The organism is Dyadobacter luticola (assembly GCF_005860805.1).
Lineage (GTDB): Bacteria > Bacteroidota > Bacteroidia > Cytophagales > Spirosomataceae > Dyadobacter > Dyadobacter luticola.
Genome location: NZ_VCEJ01000002.1, coordinates 1373940 through 1395724, shown reverse-complemented (window position 1 = coordinate 1395724; position 21785 = coordinate 1373940). Strand labels below are relative to the sequence as shown.

General features: G+C 46.4%; 19 protein-coding genes. 2 read left to right on the top strand and 17 right to left on the bottom strand.

From position 1 onward, the window contains the following. Nucleotides 1-64 precede the first annotated feature (64 nt). From FEN17_RS05875 to menB, 13 genes are all read right to left on the bottom strand, one after another. Nucleotides 65-889, bottom strand: coding sequence for an SDR family oxidoreductase (locus FEN17_RS05875; RefSeq protein WP_138364347.1), 825 nt, complete (start codon nt 887-889; stop codon nt 65-67). Next, on the bottom strand, nt 886-1101 hold the full coding sequence (locus FEN17_RS05870; protein WP_138364346.1) for a hypothetical protein: 216 nt from the start codon (nt 1099-1101) through the stop codon (nt 886-888). The genes FEN17_RS05875 and FEN17_RS05870 overlap by 4 nt, the downstream gene beginning before the upstream one ends. A 146-nt stretch (nt 1102-1247) precedes the next feature. After that, complete coding sequence (dnaK, locus tag FEN17_RS05865) at nt 1248-3164, bottom strand: molecular chaperone DnaK (RefSeq protein WP_138364345.1); 1917 nt, start codon at nt 3162-3164, stop codon at nt 1248-1250. A gap of 165 nt (nt 3165-3329) precedes the next feature. Continuing rightward, a complete protein-coding gene (locus FEN17_RS05860) occupies nt 3330-5861 on the bottom strand; it encodes a phosphocholine-specific phospholipase C (RefSeq protein ID WP_138364344.1) in 2532 nt (843 codons plus the stop codon). A 147-nt stretch (nt 5862-6008) separates the two neighbouring features. Continuing rightward, complete coding sequence (rplT, locus tag FEN17_RS05855; RefSeq protein WP_138364343.1) at nt 6009-6353, bottom strand: 50S ribosomal protein L20; 345 nt, start codon at nt 6351-6353, stop codon at nt 6009-6011. Nucleotides 6354-6456: 103 nt separating this feature from the next. Continuing rightward, nucleotides 6457-6654 (bottom strand): 50S ribosomal protein L35, encoded by a 198-nt coding sequence (rpmI, locus tag FEN17_RS05850; protein WP_138364342.1) that lies wholly within the window; start codon nt 6652-6654, stop codon nt 6457-6459. A gap of 123 nt (nt 6655-6777) precedes the next feature. After that, on the bottom strand, nt 6778-7329 hold the full coding sequence (infC, locus tag FEN17_RS05845) for a translation initiation factor IF-3 (protein WP_138364341.1): 552 nt from the start codon (nt 7327-7329) through the stop codon (nt 6778-6780). Between the two features lie 112 nt (nt 7330-7441). Further along, nucleotides 7442-9382: a threonine--tRNA ligase gene (gene thrS, locus FEN17_RS05840; protein WP_138364340.1), complete on the bottom strand. Its 1941-nt coding sequence runs from the start codon at nt 9380-9382 to the stop codon at nt 7442-7444. Nucleotides 9383-9424: 42 nt separating this feature from the next. Next, nucleotides 9425-10624, bottom strand: coding sequence for a tetratricopeptide repeat protein (locus FEN17_RS05835; protein WP_138364339.1), 1200 nt, complete (start codon nt 10622-10624; stop codon nt 9425-9427). 10 nt (nt 10625-10634) lie between these two features. Beyond that, nucleotides 10635-11522, bottom strand: a complete 888-nt coding sequence (locus FEN17_RS05830; RefSeq protein WP_138364338.1) for a class I SAM-dependent methyltransferase — start codon at nt 11520-11522, stop codon at nt 10635-10637. Between the two features lie 17 nt (nt 11523-11539). Next, nucleotides 11540-13117, bottom strand: coding sequence for a hypothetical protein (locus FEN17_RS05825; RefSeq protein ID WP_138364337.1), 1578 nt, complete (start codon nt 13115-13117; stop codon nt 11540-11542). After that, nucleotides 13110-13517 carry an EVE domain-containing protein gene (locus tag FEN17_RS05820; RefSeq protein ID WP_138364336.1) on the bottom strand — a complete coding sequence of 136 codons (408 nt, stop codon included), beginning with the start codon at nt 13515-13517 and terminating at the stop codon, nt 13110-13112. The genes FEN17_RS05825 and FEN17_RS05820 overlap by 8 nt, the downstream gene beginning before the upstream one ends. A gap of 51 nt (nt 13518-13568) precedes the next feature. After that, entirely contained in the window at nt 13569-14393 is an 825-nt protein-coding gene (gene menB / locus FEN17_RS05815) for a 1,4-dihydroxy-2-naphthoyl-CoA synthase (RefSeq protein WP_138364335.1), read from the bottom strand. A gap of 147 nt (nt 14394-14540) precedes the next feature. Between menB and FEN17_RS05810 the strand changes: the two genes are divergently transcribed. Then, nucleotides 14541-15602, top strand: coding sequence for an AMP-binding protein (locus FEN17_RS05810; protein WP_138364334.1), 1062 nt, complete (start codon nt 14541-14543; stop codon nt 15600-15602). Beyond that, the gene (locus tag FEN17_RS05805; protein ID WP_138364333.1) at nt 15603-16382 is read left to right on the top strand and encodes a hypothetical protein; all 780 of its coding nucleotides are present in this window, start codon (nt 15603-15605) and stop codon (nt 16380-16382) included. Nucleotides 16383-16386: 4 nt separating this feature from the next. Here the strand turns inward: FEN17_RS05805 and FEN17_RS05800 are convergent, their stop codons facing one another. The 4 genes from FEN17_RS05800 to topA form a co-directional block, all read right to left on the bottom strand. Continuing rightward, nucleotides 16387-17442 (bottom strand): helix-turn-helix domain-containing protein, encoded by a 1056-nt coding sequence (locus FEN17_RS05800; RefSeq protein WP_138364332.1) that lies wholly within the window; start codon nt 17440-17442, stop codon nt 16387-16389. A gap of 101 nt (nt 17443-17543) precedes the next feature. After that, the gene (locus tag FEN17_RS05795) at nt 17544-18425 is read right to left on the bottom strand and encodes a bifunctional 5,10-methylenetetrahydrofolate dehydrogenase/5,10-methenyltetrahydrofolate cyclohydrolase (protein ID WP_138364331.1); all 882 of its coding nucleotides are present in this window, start codon (nt 18423-18425) and stop codon (nt 17544-17546) included. Next, a complete protein-coding gene (locus FEN17_RS05790; RefSeq protein ID WP_138364330.1) occupies nt 18425-19117 on the bottom strand; it encodes an SIR2 family NAD-dependent protein deacylase in 693 nt (230 codons plus the stop codon). The genes FEN17_RS05795 and FEN17_RS05790 overlap by 1 nt, the downstream gene beginning before the upstream one ends. A gap of 70 nt (nt 19118-19187) precedes the next feature. Next, nucleotides 19188-21620 (bottom strand): type I DNA topoisomerase, encoded by a 2433-nt coding sequence (topA, locus tag FEN17_RS05785; RefSeq protein WP_138364329.1) that lies wholly within the window; start codon nt 21618-21620, stop codon nt 19188-19190. Nucleotides 21621-21785: the final 165 nt, after the last annotated feature.

Here is a 21785-nt window from a genome sequence, read left to right as displayed (position 1 = left end):
GAGCAATAAAAAACCGCCAGAGCTATCTCTGACGGTTTTCTTTATTGATGAAGTATTTTTTGACTTAACCATTATCGGCAAATTCGGGATAAAGTGTCATCCCGCCGTCAATGTATAATGTTTCTCCGTTTACATAATCAGAATCATCCGACGCCAGCCAGGCTACCGCCTTTGCAACATCCTGTGGTGTACCGATTCTTTTGTATGGAATCAGGTTTAATAGATCATTATATTTATTTGGATCGGACCAGACTTCTTTATTAATTGGAGTTTTGATCGCTCCCGGGCTTACTGAGTTGACGCGGATTTTATGAGGTGCCAATTCTTGTGAAATGGATTTCATGAACATCATGATACCACCTTTTGAAGCGGCATAATTCACATGTCCGGCCCAGGGAATGACATCGTGCACTGAACTCATTAGGATGATTTTACCAATAGAAAGCTCACTGTGAGAAGGCTCCGTGGCATTTTCGACCTGAGATACAAACTGCCTGGCGGCTGCCCTGCACGTAAGGAACATTCCGGTCAAGTTCACATCGATCACTTTCTGCCACTGCTGCAAAGTCATTTCCAGAAAAGGAGAATCCTTCTGCAAACCCGCATTGCTGACCAGCACATCCAGTTTTCCAAACTTATTGATCGTTTCCCGGAACATGGCAAGCACTTCCTCTTCCCGGCTTACATCCGCTTTGACCAAAATTCCACTACCACCATTGGACAAAATCTCATCGAGCGTATTTTGTCCTTCTTCGGCATTGGAACTGTAATTAACCACCACATGCGCCCCCTGGTTTGCAAAGTGTATCGCGCAGGCCTTACCGATTCCGGAACTCGAACCGGTAACGATCACGACCTGATCTTTGAATTTCAGCTCAGGACCTATCATATGATTTCTTTTTCGATGGACTTCAATTTTTTCCAGACACTGCGGTTGACATTTTTAACAGCCCAGTTTTTAGCAATCAAAATTGCTTTGGCTACCGCGTCGCGAGGGGAAATGTTATCGGATCTTAAAAGTTCTTGTGCAATCATTACCGCCTTTTCGCGGGTTGTTGGAGATAAATACATCAATTCTGGTAATGCGATCCTTGCGTCCATATGTGATTAGAATTTTAGTAACAGGTTTTTAATTGATGACTTGTGTAATAGGCTTTACTAAAATTTGATGCCAGAAGTGGCACCGCTGTTTTAAAATGTGTAAAAAAAATCCCCACCGGTTAGGATGGGGATTTTAATCGAAGTCCTTATTTAACTTCTTCAAAATTTACATCCGTCACATCGTCGGTAGCGGCACCGTTGCTGCCTGCTCCGGCTCCCGGATTAGGTTCGCCGGTCGGGCCTGCACCTGGTTGGCCTTCACCTCCCTGTGCGTACATTTCCTGAGAAGCGGCCTGCCATGCACCATTCAATTTCTCCATCGCCGAGTCGATCCCGCTCAGGTTCTGGCTTGAATGTGCCGTTTTCAACTCTTCAAGGGCACTTTCAATGGCAGATTTGTTACCTGCTGAAAGTTTATCGCCAAATTCTTTCAGTTGTTTTTCAGTTGAGAAAATCAAACTGTCAGCACCGTTAATCTTCTCAATTTTTTCACGTTCCGCTTTGTCAGCCGCTTCGTTTGCTTTTGCCTCTTCACGCATTCTGGTGATTTCGGCATCGGTCAAACCGCTGGATGCTTCGATACGGATTTTTTGCTCCTTATTGGTCCCTTTATCTTTCGCAGACACATGCAGGATACCGTTTGCATCCACATCAAATGTTACTTCGATCTGTGGCGTACCGCGCTGTGCCGGTGGAATATCGGACAAGTGGAACCGGCCAAGTGTCCGGTTTTGAGTTGCCATCGGACGTTCTCCCTGCAAAACGTGGATCTCAACAGAAGGCTGGTTATCCGCAGCAGTCGAGAATGTTTCCGTTTTTTTCGAAGGAATCGTCGTGTTTGCGTCGATCAGTTTAGTAAATACACCACCCAGTGTTTCGATACCCAAAGAAAGCGGGATCACATCCAGCAGAAGTACATCTTTTACTTCACCTGTCAAAACACCACCCTGAATCGCCGCACCAACTGCAACTGCTTCATCCGGGTTGACGTTTTTAGAAGGTTTTCTTCCAAAGAATTTCTCCACTTCTTCCTGTACCCTAGGGATACGGGTCGAACCACCCACCAGAATCACTTCATTGATGTCGCTGTTGGAATAGCCTGCATTTTTCATAGCTCTTTTGCAAGGCTCCATCATTCTCAGGAACAAGGAATCCGCCAGCTGCTCGAATTTCGCACGGGTCAATGTGCGCACCAAGTGTTTCGGAATACCGTCAACCGGGAAAATGTATGGTAAGTTAATCTCAGTCTGCGTAGAGCTCGACAATTCAACTTTCGCTTTCTCAGCCGCTTCCTTCAAACGTTGCAGCGCCATCGGATCTCTTCTCAGGTCAACGTTTTCGTCTTTCTGGAATTCGTCCGCCAGCCAATTTATGATCACCTGGTCAAAGTCGTCACCACCTAAGTGTGTATCACCGTCCGTAGATTTTACTTCGAAAACGCCGTCGCCCAATTCCAGGATAGATACGTCGAAAGTACCGCCACCCAAGTCAAAAACAGCGATTTTCATATCCATGTGCTGCTTGTCAAGACCGTAAGCAAGCGCAGCAGCAGTAGGTTCGTTGATGATACGTTTCACATCCAAACCTGCAATCTGACCTGCTTCTTTGGTAGCCTGACGCTCTGCATCATTAAAGTAAGCTGGTACGGTAATAACCGCCTCAGTCACTTCCTGGCCCAGATAATCTTCCGCAGTTTGTCTCATTTTTTGCAAAATGAATGCAGAAACTTCCTGTGGGGTATATAGCCTGTCCCCGATAGGAATACGAGGCGTATTGTTAGGTCCTTTCTCTACACTGTACGCAACGGTTTTGATTTCGCTGGTCGTGTCGTCGTATTTTTTGCCCATAAATCTCTTTATGGAGCTGATAGTATGCTTGGGATTAGTGATCGCCTGACGTTTGGCCGGTGCTCCGATTTTGCGTTCACCATTATCCATGAATGCAACCACGGAAGGAGTGGTGCGCGCGCCTTCGCTGTTTGCAATTACAACCGGCTCGTTACCCTCCATGACAGCCACGCAGGAGTTCGTTGTTCCTAAGTCTATGCCAATAATTTTTCCCATTGTTTTATATTAAAAGTTAAGATATAATTTGATTCTGTGTTGATTTCGCTGTCGGACAAGTCCGTTCGCTTCGGGATTTATTAAAAACCCCGTACCAGAATCCTATCTTAAAATCGGGAATGACAAAGTGTCAGGCCGACTCGCGGCCTGACTTACTGAAAAGAATCAACTGATCATTTGCCCCATGAAAGGGTCGCTTTGGCTGAGCGCGCCGGTTTCAATATGTCCGGCGTAACGCCACAAAAAGTCCGGGTTATTTTCGATACTGATCGACAAGTCGTACCAGTTGAAATTTTTACCAACTGAAACCGGCACAGTCACTTTACCATCTGCTACTTTTTGATCCAGCTTAATGTTCTGAATGACAGCGCCGTAAGCATTGTCTTTGATGGTTAATGTGCAGGGTTTTGAAGATTTGAAATCCAGGAATAAAATCGCCTGTGACTTTTTATTTTTATCCGTCCCGTACCGGCTTGAAACCAGCACATTGGCATTTTCCTTTTTTCCCTGATATTCCCGCATAAAACCATTCGGGCCGTAGACGATCAAATGGTATTTATCATCCTCGAAATCCTCCGGTTTCCATGATCCTTTAAGGGCATCACCCGCTTTCACTGCATAATTCCAGACTTTAACCTGCTCGTTTTTATACTTTCCTGGCGCATAAACCATGAAAGGAGCGCCGGCTGCCTTCTCTTTAAAACTGTCATTTCTGGCTTCCAGCTTTATTTCAAATGCATTTTTGTCAGAGTTATAAGAGCCATCGGCAAACAATTCGTATGGAATCGGGCAGGCTGGGCGCATTCCTTTTTCCTGGTTTGGCAGGATCGGGGAGAGCAGCGGATCGTTGTTGACTTCCTGGATCTCCTCTTTGCTCAGAGCCTTATAATTGTTCGGCAGCTTTTTAAATTTCGCATTATAAATGCCTTCCATAAACTCGTCACGTTGCAGGAAAGTCGGCAAGCCAATTTTCTGACCTTCATAAGGAATAAATGTAGAGGTAAGGTCGCCGCAGATCGTCCGTCGCCACTCGCTGATGTTGGTTTCCTTCACCTGCTTGCCCGATTTATGGCTCACAAATTTTTCGAGAAACTGCAAAATAGAAGTGTGGTCAAAAACCTCCGAGCAAACATTCCCGCCGCGGCTCCAGGGCGAAGCTACCACCAAAGGTACCCTGTAACCCAGCCCGATCGGACTTTCGCGGGAATCCTTCTTAGGCTTTTTGATCATATCCTGCTCCAAGGTGACATACTCGGTTTTGCAGTCGATGCCTTTTGATACCGCACCAGAATCTTCCTGATAAGGATTAGGAACTGAAAATGGCGGTACGTGATCGAAATAACCGTCATTTTCATCATAGCATAAAATAAAAATGGTTTTCTTCCAGACTTCTGGGTCAGACGTGAGAATGTCCATTACTTCCGAAACATACCAGGCACCATACCAAGGCGAAGTCGGGTGATCTGAGAAATTTTCCGGCGCCACCAGCCAGGATACTGTGGGAAGCTTACCGGTTTTGACGTCGGTCCTGAATTGATGTAAAACATCTCCCAGCGGCGCTTTTGCCTCGTGCTCGATGTCGCCGTCCATATATTTTACGGTTGTAATTTTGCGGTAGTCGGGATTTTTCTTGTTGGTTGTAAAGGCTTTTTGATGAATGTTTTTGCTGCGCTGGGAAAGTTTTGCAAAATTCTCAGGGCTCCATCTTACCAACTCTTCCTTCGCCAGTTTCAGCGAAGCTTCTTTTTCCTGGATCTTCTTTTCAAATGCTTCCGCATCCTTGCCGGACATTGTCTTCACTTGTTTCCGGGAGTTTTCAATCTCGCCTGGCAATTTGGCCACCTGCGATTTCAGGTAAGTCTGGTAACCCGTGTGGTAGCGGATGTTGTATTGTGAAAACCATTCGATCGGGTTGTCGGTAAAATTGGCCAGCCAGGAATCTTCCTCGCCCACAAATCCGGTATCAATGCTGAGCTCATTCTGATAAATCCGCCAGGAAATACCATTGTCTTCCAGCCGCTCGGGAAATGTGGTCCACTTTGCCTCATCGCCATAATCCACATTTTCGTTGCGAACATTCGCGTAACTTTTTTCAGGATCAGGTGTTTCGCGGACGGTACCCGTCCATAAGTATAGCCGGTTTGGCGTGGTGCCGGTTAGTGAAGAGCAAAAGTTCTGATCGCAAACGGTGAATGCATCTGCCAGGGCATAGTAAAAAGGAATGTCTTCCCTATTATAAAATCCCTGCGTGAGGGGCATTTTAGCATAATCCTTATGTCCGGCTTGTTTTGCAATCAGCCACTGATCGTATTTTCCATTGTTCCGCGCATCCACCTGGTTTGTCCAGGAGTGCGGCAGCGAGCCCATCCAGGTTGCATTGGATTCCCGCATATTTAATCGGAAAGGAACATGCGTTTCCCCGGCAGCATTGGTCTGCAGCCAGACCAGATTTTTATTCGGCTGACGGATCGCCCGCGGATCATTGAAACCACGAACACCCCGCAACGCACCATAAGCGTGATCGAACGAGCGGTTTTCCTGCATCAGGATCACAACATGCTCTGCATCAAGGTAAGTACTTCCTTTTTTGGGATCAATCGCCAGCGCATTCTGGATCGAGGCGGGCACGGAGGTGAACATTCCGGCCGCGCCGGTCAGCATGGTGGCTTTCTTAATAAAATCTCTTCTGGACTCCATGAACAGGAAAATGTTGGTTTAGGGGCTTAGCTTTAATACCCGACAAGGCTACTAAAGTACCAACGTTTCCTTTGAGCGGGAATTAAATAATTGTAAAGTGTAGGGAAGGGGCAAAAAAATCCCCCGGGGTTAGCGGGGGATGCTGTTTTATTTTACCTGATCAACGATCGCTTTGAATGCGTCCGGGTGGTTCATCGCCAGGTCAGCGAGAACTTTTCTGTTTAGCTCAATGCCTGCTGCACTTAGCTTGCCGATGAAAGCGGAGTAAGACAATCCATGCTCGCGTGCTCCTGCGTTGATACGCTGGATCCACAATGCGCGGAAATTACGTTTTTTCTGCTTACGGCCTTTGTATGCGTAAGCCAAACCGCGCTCTACGGCATTCTTGGCAACGGTCCATACATTTTTGCGACGGCCAAAATAGCCTTTCGCGAGTTTCATTACTTTTTTACGTCTTGCACGCGACGCAACGTGGTTCACTGAACGTGGCATAACTTTAACTGTTTTTGATAATCGGCGCTCTGCTGAGTCTTAAAAGCCTTTCATCGGGTTGAACAAAAAACCTGAGTGTTAACTCAAATAAAATGGCTTTGGCTTATTGCTTTCCAAGCATTGCCAAAACCTGCTTGTGGTTAGACACATCGATCAGACCCGTTTTAACCAAACCGTGCTTGCGCTTGTTTGATTTTTTAGTCAGGATGTGGCTGTGAAACGCGTGTTTACGTTTGATTTTTCCTGTGCCAGTCAGCGCGAAACGCTTTTTAGCCCCAGAAACGGTTTTCATTTTAGGCATGATTCAAAAAAATAATAGTTGATAAAATATAAAACAGCGCGCGAAATTAGCCAAAATGTTGGTAAAATGAAAATCGTGCCCCCGACCGAAGTCAGAAACACGATTTACTATATGATGATATCCTTATTTCTTGGCAGGCGCTGGTGCCAGAATGATCGTCATTCTTTTACCTTCCAGCTTCGGCTCCATTTCCAGCTTTCCAAAATCTGAAAGTGCTTCTGAAAATTTGTTCAAAAGGTTTACACCGCGCTCTTTGAAGACGATCGTACGCCCTACGAAATGCACGTAAGCTTTTACTTTCGATCCTTCTTTAAGGAAGTTCTGGGCATGCTTCAATTTGAAATCAAAGTCGTGATCGTCGGTATTAGGGCCGAACCTGATCTCTTTGATGACCACTTTCTGCGCCTTCGCTTTTATTTCTTTTTGCTTCTTTTTCTGCTCGTATTTGAACTTGGAGTAGTCGACCACTTTACAAACCGGCGGTACCGCTGTTGGTGCAATTTCAACAAGATCAAGGCTTTGCGCCTTAGCAAGTGCTTTGGCGGTATTAATATCAACTATTCCCGGCTCAATGTTTTCTCCAACCAGGCGTACTTCTTTTGCTGTAATTCGATCGTTAATTTTATAAGGTTCTTCAGGAACTCTTAACCTTCCACTAGGGGGTCTTAATGCCATATAATTTGGATTGGTGTTATTTGGTTTTTTTGGTGAAAATCAAAAAAGGTAACATTGAGCTAACAAAAATAGTGCCTTACGAACAGAATAATAGTAATTATTTGGAAAAACATCAAATGCTCGCCTCTTTTTTGAAAAAAGCAACGAATTCTTCCACCGTCATGCTGCCCAGGTCGCCCTCGCCCTTGCGGCGTACCGAAAGCTTTCCTTCCGCCATTTCCTTCTCTCCAACAATCAGCATAAACGGTACCTTGGTCACTTCCGCATCCCGGATCTTCCGACCGATCTTCTCATCGCGATGATCCACAAAGCCACGGATATCGTCGTCCTGCAATTTGAAAAACACTTCTTCGGCGTAATCTGCAAACCTTTCCGAAATCGGCAATATCGCAATCTGGTCCGGAGACAGCCACAGCGGGAACTGGCCGGCCGTGTTTTCGATCAAGATCGCAATAAACCTTTCCATCGAACCAAAAGGCGCACGGTGGATCATTACCGGTCTGTGTTTCTGGTTGTCGGAGCCAGTGTATTCAAGGCTGAAACGTTGCGGAAGCTGATAATCAACCTGGATTGTACCCAGCTGCCACTTACGTCCCAAAGCGTCACGCACCATAAAATCCAGCTTTGGACCATAGAATGCAGCTTCGCCCAATTCAGTTACGGTGCTCAGGCCGCGTTCTGCCGCAGCTTCGATGATCGCACTTTCTGCTTTTTCCCAATCTTCGTCCTTACCAATGTATTTCTGGGTGTTACTTGGGTCACGCAAAGAAATCTGCGCGCTGTAATCGTCGAAACCAAGTGATTTAAAAACATATAATACGAGGTCGATCACCCGGATAAATTCTTCCTTCACCTGATCAGGGCGGCAGAAAATGTGCGCGTCATCTTGTGTAAAACCGCGCACGCGGGTCAATCCATGCAGCTCGCCGCTTTGCTCATAACGATAAACTGTCCCAAATTCCGAGAACCGCAGCGGCAGATCTTTGTAGGAGCGGGGAGAAGTTTTATAAATCTCGCAGTGATGCGGGCAGTTCATTGGTTTGAGCATGTACTCTTCACCCGGGTTCGGGGTTTTAATCGGCTGGAACGAATCCTTGCCATATTTATCCCAGTGACCGGAAGTCACGTACAATTCCTTGCTGCCAATGTGCGGCGTCACCACGGGCGTATAGCCAGCTCTCGATTGCGCCTTACTCAAAAATGCCTGCAATCTTTCACGCAGCATGGCACCTTTTGGCAACCACAATGGTAATCCCTGCCCTACTTTTTCAGAGAAAGCAAACAATTCCAGCTCTTTTCCAAGCTTGCGGTGGTCGCGTTTTTTGGCTTCCTCCATCAGGGTCACGTATTCTTCCAGTTCTTTCTGTTTTGGAAAAGTGATCCCGTAAATGCGGGTAAGCATTTTATTTTCCTGCTTATTTCTCCAATAAGCGCCACCAATGTTGGTCAGTTTGACAGCCTTGATAAATCCGGTATTCGGAATGTGTGGACCGCGGCAGAGGTCGGTAAATCCACCTTGCTCGTATAAAGTAATCGAGCCATCTTCCAGACCGTCAATCAGTTCCAGTTTGTACTCGTCGCCTTTTTGGGTAAAATATTCCAATGCGTCCGCTTTGCTGATCGGCTTGCGGACATATTCATTTTTCTGACGCGCCAGTTCGAGCATTTTCGCCTCGATCTTTGGAAAATCTTCCTGGGACAAAGATTTATCACCCAGATCCACGTCATAGTAAAAACCTTTTTCAATAGAAGGCCCGGTACCGAATTTCACGCCTGGATACAAAGCTTCCAAAGCTTCGGCCAGCAAGTGGGCAGAAGAATGCCAGAATGTTGACTTACCATCTTCGTCATTCCACGTGAGAAGCTTCACCAGCGAATCCTCCGTGATCTGACGCGTAGGGTCCCAAATTTCACTGTTGACTTTCGCGGCAATCACATTCCGCGCAAGTCCTTCACTAATACTGAGTGCGATTTCGAGCGCAGTTACACCTTTCGGGTAAAAACGTTCGCTACCATCGGGCAGGGTAATTTTAACTTGAGACTCGTCTTTCATTCAAAATTTAATTCTGTGACAATAATTCTCTAATCTGCAAATCTATTGAATTTTAGCTTTTCGCGTCGAGTCCACGCGGATATTTGTCGTGCCCCGCGGTTTGATCACATTGATTTTTACGCGGGCCGTATCCAGCAGTTTATAAGTCGGACGGACATTTTCATCCGGATAATACGATTGGCCCAATGCCTCATTTTCCCGCTGCCTGATCCGGTACAAACCATACCGCGCATCCTGGTCGCCGGGCGCAACTACCAGCGCAGTGCCATAGTATCCCCGCGCTTTTTCATAATCCCCGATTTTTTCGTAACAAAAACCGAGCATGTTATTGATTTCCTTCGACTTAGGTTTTTTCTTATAAAGTTTGTCCAGCGCAGGTAATGCTCTGTAAAATTCTCTCAGCTGAATCGCCACCGTAGCCACCTGATATTGCGCATCCTCATAATCGGGATTGATTGCGAGCGCTTTTTCGTAGTTCAGCAGCGCGGTATCCGGTTTGGCAAGTACATTAAAGATCTGTCCGCGCTCGAAAAACAGGTTTGCATCTTTTGGAAATCGCTTGATCGCTTTCTCGTTTACCGCAAGCGCCCGATCGGTGTTACCCAGCTTTCTGAGAATGATAATGCTCTGCTCATAAGCCCGTAACAACTTGGGATTGACCTTAATGGCATAATCAAAACTCGTCAAACTTCCCGTCGAATCACCCTGCCGGGCTTGTAGCATGCCTTTCACATAATAAGCCGGACCGTCGTAAGGTGCCATTTTCAAAGCCTGGTTCAAATAGCCCGTCGCTTCGTTGAATCTGCCTTTCGCTTGGAGAATGTCGGCCAGCAGTACATATAGTTCAGGACTGCTTTGCTGCAACGCTTCCGCCCGCTGCGCATCTTCCAGCGCCTCGTCGATTTTGTTCAGCTCGCGGTAGATTTTTCCTCTTAATAAAAAATAATCACTCACATTGTCCTGCTCATAAATCGACTCATTCACGTCATCCAGTGCTTCGGAATATTGTTCCCGGTCAAAATGAATGCGCGCTCTTTTGAAATAATTGAGATCCGAATCGATACCTCTGTTAATCAGATCAGTAAGAGAAAGTAAGGCATCATTTTCCCACTGCGCTTTCGACTTTTTGATCACCGGCGGAATGCGCGTCGAATTTCTGGCATCGCTCTGACAAGAAATATTCAGCCCGCCGAGACCGGCCAGAAAAAGCAAAGTGAGATATGAAAAAAAGCTTGATTGCATTCTAAATGTTTCAGGAATCCTGATCCGAAAATCGGGAAAATACGCCCAGCGGCAGCTTTTTGCCAAAAGAATCCGGGATAAAAAGCTCGCCGAATTCATGTTTTACGTCCGTGCCGAAATGTGCTTTGATCAGGTTTTCGACGATCAAAGCCGAGAAACCCAGCGAGTAAAGATTGATAATAAAAAAGAAATCTTTGTCCTTCAAAAGCTGGGCACAAAGTCGGAGTATTTCATTCAAACTTTCTTCCAGAAGCCATTTTTCCCCATCTGGCCCGCGACCATAAGCCGGCGGATCGAGGATTATACCATTGTATTTATTCCCGCGCCGCACTTCCCGTTGCACAAATTTCATCGCATCTTCCACCACCCAGCGAATGTTGTCCAGCCCGCTCAGCTGCATATTTTCCCGCGACCAGCTGATCACCTGTTTGATCGAATCGACATGCGTTACATCCGCGCCCGCCGCCTTCGCAGCCAGGGACGCAATGCCGGTGTAGGCGAAAAGATTAAGCACATTTGGCTTGTCTTCCGTATTCTTTTTCAGGGTTTTAGAAATAAAATCCCAGTTAGTAGCTTGCTCAGGAAATACGCCGACATGCTTGAATGCTGACAATGCTAGTTTCGCCCGAAGGTGCAAATCCTTATTTCTGTACTGAAAAACCCACTTATCCGGCATGCCAGGTTTCAAAATCCACTGGCCTTTTTCCTGCGAATTTTTATCTTTTTTAAAAACCGCATGCGCTTGCATTTCCCACTCTTCCTCCGAAAGCGATTTATCCCAAATCGCCTGCGGCTCGGGACGTGCAAGAATGTATTGACCAAATCGTTCCAGCTTTTCAAAGCCGCCGGTATCAATCAGTTGGTAATCAGTAAGGTTGTCTGGTGAAAGAAGAATCATGAGAGGTCGATAGCCTTTTAATAAGCTATCTTATTTAAGTAAAAAACATTACGACGTCCGCGGGTTTGCGGATCGCCGGCTGCATTGACGATGCGCTGCTCGCCCCACGCCAGGTAAAAGTTGCCGTACCAGTAATCAATGTCGTCGGTGCTGGTTCGGCGGACTTTATCGCCTTCAACATACGTTTCGTTGGGGATCACCCGGTCGCTGTCAATCACCTGATCACCTTTGATGATCTTGCTGCGTATCGCGCCATTATGGCTGTAAACCAGGCGCGAATTTCCATTTGAGAATGTCTGGACTTTGATTTTTTCACGCAGGTCCATGCTTTTCACATTGTCGAAACTCAGACTATTATCCCAAACCAGCTTACCATTTTCATCCACATCCGCCACGATGGCGTGGGTGTAGGTAAATCCGTCAAAAACCTGCTGGTTATAGCCGCGGCCGCCGTACATCGGGTTCCATAAATAAGGATTGTAAAGACCCATCCCGAAAGGATAACCCACCATGCTGCCGTAACCAAATCCGCCCATCATATTCTGGTTTTGGTAGCGGTATTCAGGATAAAAAACTTCGGCTACGAGCAGGAAATCCTTGTTTTTCGGTACAATGTCATGCACCAGGAGCCGGTAATTTAGTTTCAGATCATCGCCGCTTTCCTTCTTTTTACGAATGCGCTTTTCCATCTTTTCCTGCTGGCGCTCATTCATGAAATTGAAGAAGTTCTTGAAGTCTGTGAAACTATGGTAGCGAGTGAAAACCGTCTCGTTACCGACAATTTTAGTAATGTATAACCCTTGCGAAGCCGCGTTTGCGCTACTCTGCATATTCCGGTAACCATAAGTGCCGATGACAATGCGCACAGAATCATTCAGTACCTGCAATCTGCCACTCAGAAGCGAATAATCGTCTTCGGGATCGACAGTAACCTGGGTGTACAGCTCGCCGGTTTCTTCATAAGACCTGGCAACAATCTTGGTTTGTCGCCCTTTTTTAACTGCAAAACAAACATTGACCAAATGCTGCGCAGTGTCCACTTCCACTGTCTGGATCGCATTCGAGCCTTTGATTGCCGACGGCAAAACTTTGGTTTGAGAAGTAGTAAGCTGGGTATAGATCAGCACAGGTTCGTTTCTGACCATTCCTGCCATAAATACCGAGTAGCCCAATGTTTTAAAATCGGTGATTTCAAAACGGTCAAGCGTGTTAATGGTAAATGTCTCCACGAAACCCGGGCCGACATTGACTTTCACAATCTGGTATAATGTGCTGCGGTATTTACTAAAAAGCAAAAAAACGGCTTGCCCGTCATAGGAAGAAGCCATGTAGTCCAGGTTCGATTCGATAGGCCCGTCGATGGCCCAGACGCGGTTCAGCTCGGCATCAAACTTCTGAACATTAAATGTGCCGCGGTCCGGTTTTGAAATCAACAAAACGCCCTGCTCGCCGAGCGGAACGGTCTGGTAGGCCATGTTCCCGGACAAAGGAAGTTCTATCCTTTTCACCCCCTGTCCCATCATTTTGAGCGACAACAGGAGCAAGGAAACCAGTAAAAGCTTCGCTCTCAAACCGGAAAGCCTGTTTTTAATCATGTGCCAATCCAACAATTACATCAAATTCTTCGGGCCTTACAGGTCCTACGGATAGCCTCGACAATTTCACGAGCGCCATTTCTTTCAACCGGTCGTCTGCTTTGATCTGCGCGAGGGTCACCGTCTTCGGAAACTTTTCAACCGGCACTACATTCACAACAACCCAGTTACCTTCTTTTGCGGTGGGATCGGGATAATGTTCTTTTGAAACCTTAACAATGCCAACTACTTCCTTACCTTCATTGCTGTGGTAAAAAAGCGCCAGATCGCCTTTTTTCATGGCCATCAGATTCAGGCGCGCCGCGTAATTGCGCACGCCGTCCCACATTCCCTCTTTTTGTTCTACAAGGTCGTCCCAGGAATAAGCGCTGGGTTCAGATTTGAGAAGCCAATATTGCATTGAAGTGTCGGTTTGGTTTTTGTTTTTAGCTAAAAATGGCAGAGATATTTGTCAGGGAAACTTCGGGAATTTACTAAAATCAGGTTTTCTTTTTTCAAGAAACGATCTTTGTCCCTCTTTTGCTTCTTCGCTGAGATAGTAAAGCAATGTCGCATTTCCTGCAAGTTCCTGGATACCAGCTTGTCCGTCGAGCTCAGCATTAAACGCGCTTTTTAGCATTCTGATAGACAGCGGGCTTTTCTCCTGGATTTTCTTACACCATTCAACAGTCGTCTTTTCCAGCTCTTCCAGAGGAACTACTTTATTGACCAAACCCATTTGCAATGCTTCCTGCGCGTCATATTGGTCACAAAGGAACCAGATTTCACGTGCTTTTTTCTGACCTACGACCCGCGCCAGATATGAGGCACCAAATCCGCCGTCAAAACTTCCAACTTTCGGCCCGGTTTGTCCAAAACGTGCATTCTCAGCAGCGATAGAAATGTCACAAATCACATGCAAAACGTGGCCGCCGCCGATGGCCCAGCCAGCGACCATCGCAATTACCGCCTTAGGAATAGATCGGATCATGCGTTGTAAATCGAGCACATTCAAACGCGGCACGTGGTCATCGCCGATGTAGCCACCGTGACCTCTTACCGACTGGTCGCCGCCCGAGCAGAATGCTTTTCCACCTTCGCCGGTCAAAATGATCACATCAATCCGCGGATCTTCGCGGCAAATGTGCATCGCGTCGATCATTTCGGTGACAGTAAGTGGGGTGAATGCGTTGTGCTTGTGCGGCCGGTTTATACTTATTTTGGCAATTCCTTCGTGCAGTGTAAAGAGGATTTCCTCGTATTCTTTAATGGTTTCCCATTGAATTAGATCGGACATAAATCAAAATAAAAGGTAAATGTTCAAATGCTTGAAGCCACGAAATTACTGATTGTTTGGGTATCCTTCAAAAAGTAATGAATAACTTTCGGACTGCCCCAAAGCGGTAGAAGTTAGCAAAATTTTAATTGGTGAACGAATTGATAAATGATCTGGACAACCAGCATTTCAGACCTGAATGACGCAAAAAGACCTGGCGAGCCCTACTTTGCCGGTGCCTGGGATTTTATGAAAGCCTGGCTCGGCGGTCAGCAGGAATTTACGCTGCACACGTCCGGCTCCACGGGCACGCCGAAGCCGATTAATTTGACAAGGGTTCAAATGTCTGCCAGCGCGCGGATGACCGGAAAGGCTTTGCAACTTGGAAAAGGTACACGGGCATTAGTTTGTTTGAATGTGTCGTACATCGCCGGCCTGATGATGCTGGTCAGGGGTATGGAGCTGGATTGGGAGTTGACGATTATTGAACCGTCGTCAAATCCGCTGGCTGACATTGAGCCTGAAATGCAGTTTGATTTTGCCGCACTGGTACCTTTGCAACTGACCGAAATTCTGGCGAATGTTGAGACAAAAAATCGGGATAACAGTCTGGGAAAAATACTTTTAGGAGGCGCGCCGGTAGATGTCTCTTTGCAAAAAGTCATTTCGAAATTGCCTGTCCCGATTTACCAGAGTTATGGTATGACGGAAACCGTTTCCCACGTAGCATTGCGGCAACTTAATGGTGCCGAGCCTTCTGAAAACTATGAATTCTTGCCAGAAATCCGGTTTGGTACCGATGATCGCGGCTGTCTTTTCGTCTTAGGGCCGGTTACCAATAATGAAATTGTCCAGACAAATGACCTTGTCGAAATTTCAGGAAATACATTTAAATGGATTGGCAGGGCGGATAATATTATCAATTCAGGCGGTGTGAAAATTGTGCTGGATAAGATCGATGCCGTTGTGGCTGAGGTTTTTGATGATTTGAATTTGTCAAAATCATTTTTTTCCTGGTCTGCGCCGGATGAGAAATTAGGGCAAAAACTGGTGTTAGTAATTGAAAGTATAACCGACGAGGACATTGCAAATCGCATTTTAAAAGAAATAAGAGGGCTGGTTTCGGCTTATGAAACTCCGAAACATATTTACTTTGTGACGAAGTTTGCCAGGACACCCAGCAACAAGGTGGATAAACGAGCGACGTTTCAGCAACTATTAGAATCATAAATGGACAAAAATCTTCATATTCCAGGTCAGTATACCATTCTTTTTCAGACAGCTTCTGTCGTTCCGGCGCCGTATTCCCATTTTTATACCTTGAAAATGGACATTACCTCTGAAAAGGATATTGAAGTCGATTTCAAGATCACTTATCTGGACCGAGATGAAGTTTCGGAAGATGAATTGTTCGATGAAGGTTTTACAAATGATGATGATTATCAGTGGTCGGGAGCGGTTCCTGCCGTTTGGATCGAAGAATTTCGTCAGATTTTGGGTTCGTCAAAACTTGTGCGTAAGAAGCAGGACAGCGAGTTTGAAGATTTCATAGAAATTGAAATGGAGGAAGAAGGCCAGCGTGTCAACACGTATCCGGTTGATAAAGAGCGGTGGTCGTACTTTTTGCAGGAATTTATGCAGGCAATTTTCGAAACGGGTGGAAGAGAAAAACCTTTCGAATTGACTTTTGTTGAAATCGCTGAAAACCGCAAAGTTACCCTCGATTTAAAGGCGTCATTTGCGCAAAAATCCTTTACGATCACCAAAGACAAAGGCATTGCGAGAAAGCTGGAATGGAGCCAGTTGCAGAAGATCATGGACACGGTTTACAAAGCCGAGTTTGTGTCCGACAATGCTTTCGAAGCAAAACCTTCCAGAAAAGGCAAATTCATCACCGCCGGCGACGGACTTTGGTACCAGCTCGGCGTAGCGATTCTGGAAACGACTTCAAAAAGCAGAGATCTCCCGAAAATCGAGGCACTTTTTGAAACGCTGGAAAACAAAGTCTGAAATTTTACTGAGGCCGAAGCTGGCTCAATTCTAGTTGCAGTTCGTCAATTAACTGGCTTACCCTTTCCAGAGAAGGTTGTGGTACAGGCATTTGCGAGCTGATAAATGTTTTCACTTCCCAAACTTCCAATACTTCCTGCAAAGGAACTTCCAGATCGTCGAGTGCCTGATTGTCAGAGGATAGTAGCAGCACGCCGGATGTTTTGACATGATTATAGGCATTCCTGCAAACAAAACCCTGACCTCTCAGAACAAACACATAAGGCATCCCGTCCTTGATATCATACCAATTTCGTACGAATGTCCCGACCAAAATGGCATTGGGGTAAGTAAAATCATCACCGCTTTCAAAAGCCCGATAATAACCTGAGGGTAAATTTGGCAGCTGAAATGAAGGCAGGTTGGTGAGATAGGAAGGATTTTGAAAGTTCGCCAGATACTCATTCTGATGGTGATTGGCCACCCACTGAATAGTCGGATAGTTTACCGAGCGATTTTCGACCTGCGCATTAAACTGATTCGGCTGGTACTGATTGTTGAAAACTGGTAGCTGCTGCGACGCAGGCTGATTTACAACCTGCTGAGGTGCAGGCTGGTGCACTACATTATTAAATGCTGGCTGAGCGGCTGCCGGCTGCGGCGGCAAATCTCCGTTGACCGGCTTGAAATTGACCTGCCTGGAAACCGTACGGATTGGCGGCTCCTGCTGCTGGTAATTTTCCATGATCTTGGAAAGCGGCTGCGGCTCTACGAATGTCGGCGTGCGGGTTGGCGTGGGAACATTACCGGAATGTGAAACGGTCATCGGTCGTGGTGCCGAGAGCGGCAGCGACATATCGGGTGTTTCGCGCAGTTTCCGGAGATCGTTTTTTAGCAAATTGTCAACCGTGATCCCGAAGGCGGCTGCCATATTTTTGAGATTAGTAAGGTTGGGATTAGCCCGGGCTTCTTCGTAAGCGCCTAGCAGTGAGCGCTTAATCGCAATCTTCCGGGCAAATTGTTCCTGCGTCAATCCGTTGAGGCGACGCAAGTATTTAATGTTGTTGCTTACAATGCTCATAGCAAAGCCTTTTTGTAAAAGTACTTACTAATTAGTAAATGTGTTAGTAAAAGGCAAACGTGAGCTTTATTTAATGTTTTTCTGGAAAAGTGGCAGCAAGGCTACTGATAAATTTCTTTTTTCGCAGCCTTAAATGTGTTTGTCAGCAAGCCGCAAATTGTCATCAAACCGACACCGCCCGGAACCGGCGTAATGTAGCTGGTCTTCGCTGCTACGTCATTGAAATCAACATCACCTTTAATAGAAAACCCGCTTTTCTTGGTTTCGTCAACAACTCTTGAAATTCCCACGTCGATCACGACAGCGCCTTCTTTCACATATTCTGCCGTCACAAATTCCGGGCGTCCCAGTGCTACGATCAAAATGTCGGCAGTATGGCAGATTTCTTTCAGGTTTTGTGTCTTACTATGCGTGATGGTGACGGTACAGTTGCCTGGATAAGAATTTCGCTGCATTAAAATGCTCATCGGCAAACCTACAATCTGGCTGCGACCGATTACGACGCAATGTTTCCCACTGGTCTCAATTTTTGCACGGATCAGCATTTCAAGGATCCCGAAAGGCGTGGCAGAAATATATGCAGGAAGCCCCTTGCACATTTTACCCACATTCACCGGATGAAAACCGTCCACATCCTTTGCAGGGCTTACGGCTTCCATAATGGTATTTTCAGAAATATGTTTGGGAAGTGGAAGCTGAACAATAAATCCATCCACATCCGGATCATTGTTCAATGACTCAACCGCGTCAAGAAGTTCAGCCTCAGTAATCTCTGGCCCAAAACGAAGTAGGGTAGAAGTGAAGCCGATTTCCTCGCAGCTCCTGATTTTGGATGCCACATAGGTTTCGCTTGCGCCGTCGCTACCGACGAGGATCGCAGCCAAATGCGGCTTCTTGCCGCCATTTGCAGTCCATTGTTCCACCTCCTCTTTGATTTCCGCTTTGATTTGGGATGATATCGCTTTCCCGTCTAGTAATTGCATTAGTTATCTGGTAATAAATATTTTTTGATCAAACTGTCCATCCCGGTAGTGGCCTTTTCCTGGATGAAGGTCATATTCTTTTTAAGGGAAATCTCGGGTTGTGCTGGGTCTACGATGAAAATAGGGCGGCCCGGCGCAACGTAATTTACAAGTCCAGCGGCTGGATACACAGCCAGCGAAGTGCCGATTACGAGGAAAATATCCGCTTCTTCGGTAATGTCCATGGCCACGGCCATCATCGGTACCTCTTCGCCGAACCAGACAATGTGCGGCCTTAGCTGGCTACCTTCCTCGCACAAGTCGCCGGTTTTCAGCTCCCAGGTTTTCATCTCATAAACCAGGTCGGGATTTTTGGTACTGCGGGATTTGAAAAGTTCGCCGTGCAAATGGATTACTTTCGAAGAACCGGCTACTTCGTGCAGGTTGTCGACATTCTGCGTGATAATGGTGACGTCGAAATGATTTTCCAATTCTGCCAGTGCATAATGTGCTGCATTGGGTTTCACACTTTCGGCCTGCTTGCGGCGCTGATTGTAAAAATCCAGCACCAGTTCCTGATTTCTCAACCACGCTTCCGGGGTTGCTACATCCTCAATCCGGTAGTTATCCCACAAACCACCATTGTCCCTAAATGTGCTGATCCCACTCTCCGCACTAATCCCCGCTCCTGAAAGAACTACTAATTTTTTCATTGTATTGATATTTACGTGTGTACAGATTTTTGGTTTGCCACGAATGCACCGCTGCGGTGCATTCGTGGCATTAAGCTTTTTTGACAGCCTTCTTAGCCGCCGGTTTTTTAGCCGCTGGCTTTTTCGCAGCTGCCGGTTTCTTCTCCGCTTTTTTCTCAGCCGGAGCCGCAGCAGCCTTCGGAGCCGCCTTTTTGAAACCGCCACGTCCAGCCGGTTTGTCCGGCGTCTCAGCAGCGAGTTTCACAATTTCTTCATAAGTTAAATCAGCCGGGTCGGTGCCTTTTGGAATCTTTACATTCTTTTTGCCAAAAGCGATGTAAGGCCCGTATTTTCCATTTAAAACTTTCGCATCAGGGTCCTGATCAAATTCTTTGATGGTCCGGCTGCTGTCCTGCAAACGTTTTTGAATGATAATTTCCTTCAAACGATCCTCACTCACAGACATCGGATCATCGGTTTTCAGCAGCGAGTAGTATTTTCCGTCGTGCTTCACATAAGGCCCGAAGCGACCAATGTTCACAACCAGTTCTTTGTCCTCATAAGAACCTACCGTCCGCGGCAATTTGAAAAGTTCAAAAGCCTCGTCCAGCGTGATGTTTTCCATCAATTGTCCTTTTTGCAAACTCGCAAACTTCGGTTTTTCTTCATCCTCCGCATCCCCGATCTGCACATAAGGCCCGAATTTCCCGATCCGTACAGAAACCTTCTTGCCCGTAGCCGGATCTTCACCCAAATCCCTGGAAGTCAGACTGCGGTCGATGGCCTCTTCTGTTGCTTCCACCACTTTTTTCGAAAATGGCGTATAAAAATCCTTGATCATTTGCCGCCACTGCAATTGTCCGTCCGCAATGTGGTCAAAGTCTTTTTCGACATTCGCCGTAAAAGAATAGTCGACAATGTCATTAAAATGGCTCACAAGAAAATCATTCACTACCATACCAGTGCTGGTGGGGAACAACTTCGATTTTTCAGAACCGTATATTTCTTTATTTACTTTGCTCTTAATCTGATCATTAGCGAGTGTCAATTCCTTGAACTCCCGCTCAAAACCTTCGCGGTCTTCCTTGATAATGTATTCTCTTTTCAGAATGGTCGAAATTGTCGGAGCGTAAGTTGACGGACGTCCGATGCCCATTTCTTCCAGCTTTTTCACCAAACTCGCTTCGGTATATCTCGGCGGGTTTCTGGTGAAACGCTCCGTCGCTTTCATATCCGCCAGTTTCAGCAGCTGACCAATGTTCAGGGGCGGTAACATGCCTTTTTGTTCCTCGTCACCCTCATCATCTGAGGATTCCATATAAACTTTCAGAAATCCCTCAAATTTGATCACTTCCCCCTGAGCCACAAGCTCTTCCGAGGTAGTCGAAATGCCGATAGTGGCAGTAGTCCGTTCCAGCTGCGCGTCCGACATTTGGGAAGCAATCGCGCGTTTCCAGATCAGCTCGTACAAACGCTGCTCATTCCTGTCGCTGCTGGCCGATAATGTGGAGAAATCCGTCGGACGGATGGCTTCGTGAGCTTCCTGAGCGGATTCGGATTTGGTTTTAAAAATCCTTCTATTAAAATATTCCTGACCATACTCGCCGGTAATCTGCTGACGGGCTTTTTCCAGTGCTTCTTCCGACAAATTTGTCGAGTCGGTACGCATGTAGGAAATTTTACCAGCCTCATACAAACGCTGGGCGACGGTCATGGTTTGGGCCACTGAAAAACTCAGTTTCCGTGAAGCCTCTTGTTGTAATGTAGAAGTTGTAAATGGTGGTGCAGGGGTTTTTTTAGCAGGTTTTACTTCCAGGTTTTTGATCGAAAATTCAGCGCCGATACATTTCTCAAGAAATTTCTGCGCGTCACCTTCGGTAGCAAAGTTTTTGGCCAGCTCTGCATTCAGAACTTTTCCATTTCCCAGATCAAAATGTGCCGTAACCTTAAAGCTGCTTTTGCTTTTAAATGCATCAATTTCCCGCTCCCTTTCCACAATAATCCGTACCGCCACCGACTGCACGCGGCCTGCCGAGAGGTTGGATTTTCCGATCCTGATCTTTTTCCAGAGTACCGGTGAAAGTTCGTAACCGACCAGTCTGTCAAGGATCCGGCGGGCTTGTTGGGCGTCCACCAGATCCGCGTCGATCACCCTCGGTTTGGCGATCGCATTCTGCAAAGCCGTCTTGGTGATCTCCCGAAAAACGATTCGTTTGGTGTCATCCGGTAGGCCGAGCGCCTCTTTCAAGTGCCAGGAAATAGCTTCTCCTTCGCGGTCATCATCCGTCGCTAGCCAGACTTCTGCGCCTTTTGCCAGCTTTTTAAGCTCTGAAATGACTTTAACTTTATCGGAGGAGATTTCGTAAGAAGGCTGAAAACCGTGTTCAACATCCACACCCATATCATGCTCAGGAAGGTCGCGGACGTGGCCGAAACTTGACTTTACCGTGAAATCCTGACCGAGATAATTTTCAATGGTTTTGGCCTTCGCCGGTGACTCAACGATCACCAGGTTTTTTGACATAACTTTAAGATTAAGGGATCTGGTACCACTATGAATGTCCAAATATAGGGCACAATCAAACAAAAAATCAAAGCGCAGAAAAAAAGGAAAGGGTTTTGGACCAGCGCGCCGGTTGGTTTCAGGGTAAGGGTTTTAATTAATAAGTGAAATATCCGATCGGTAAGA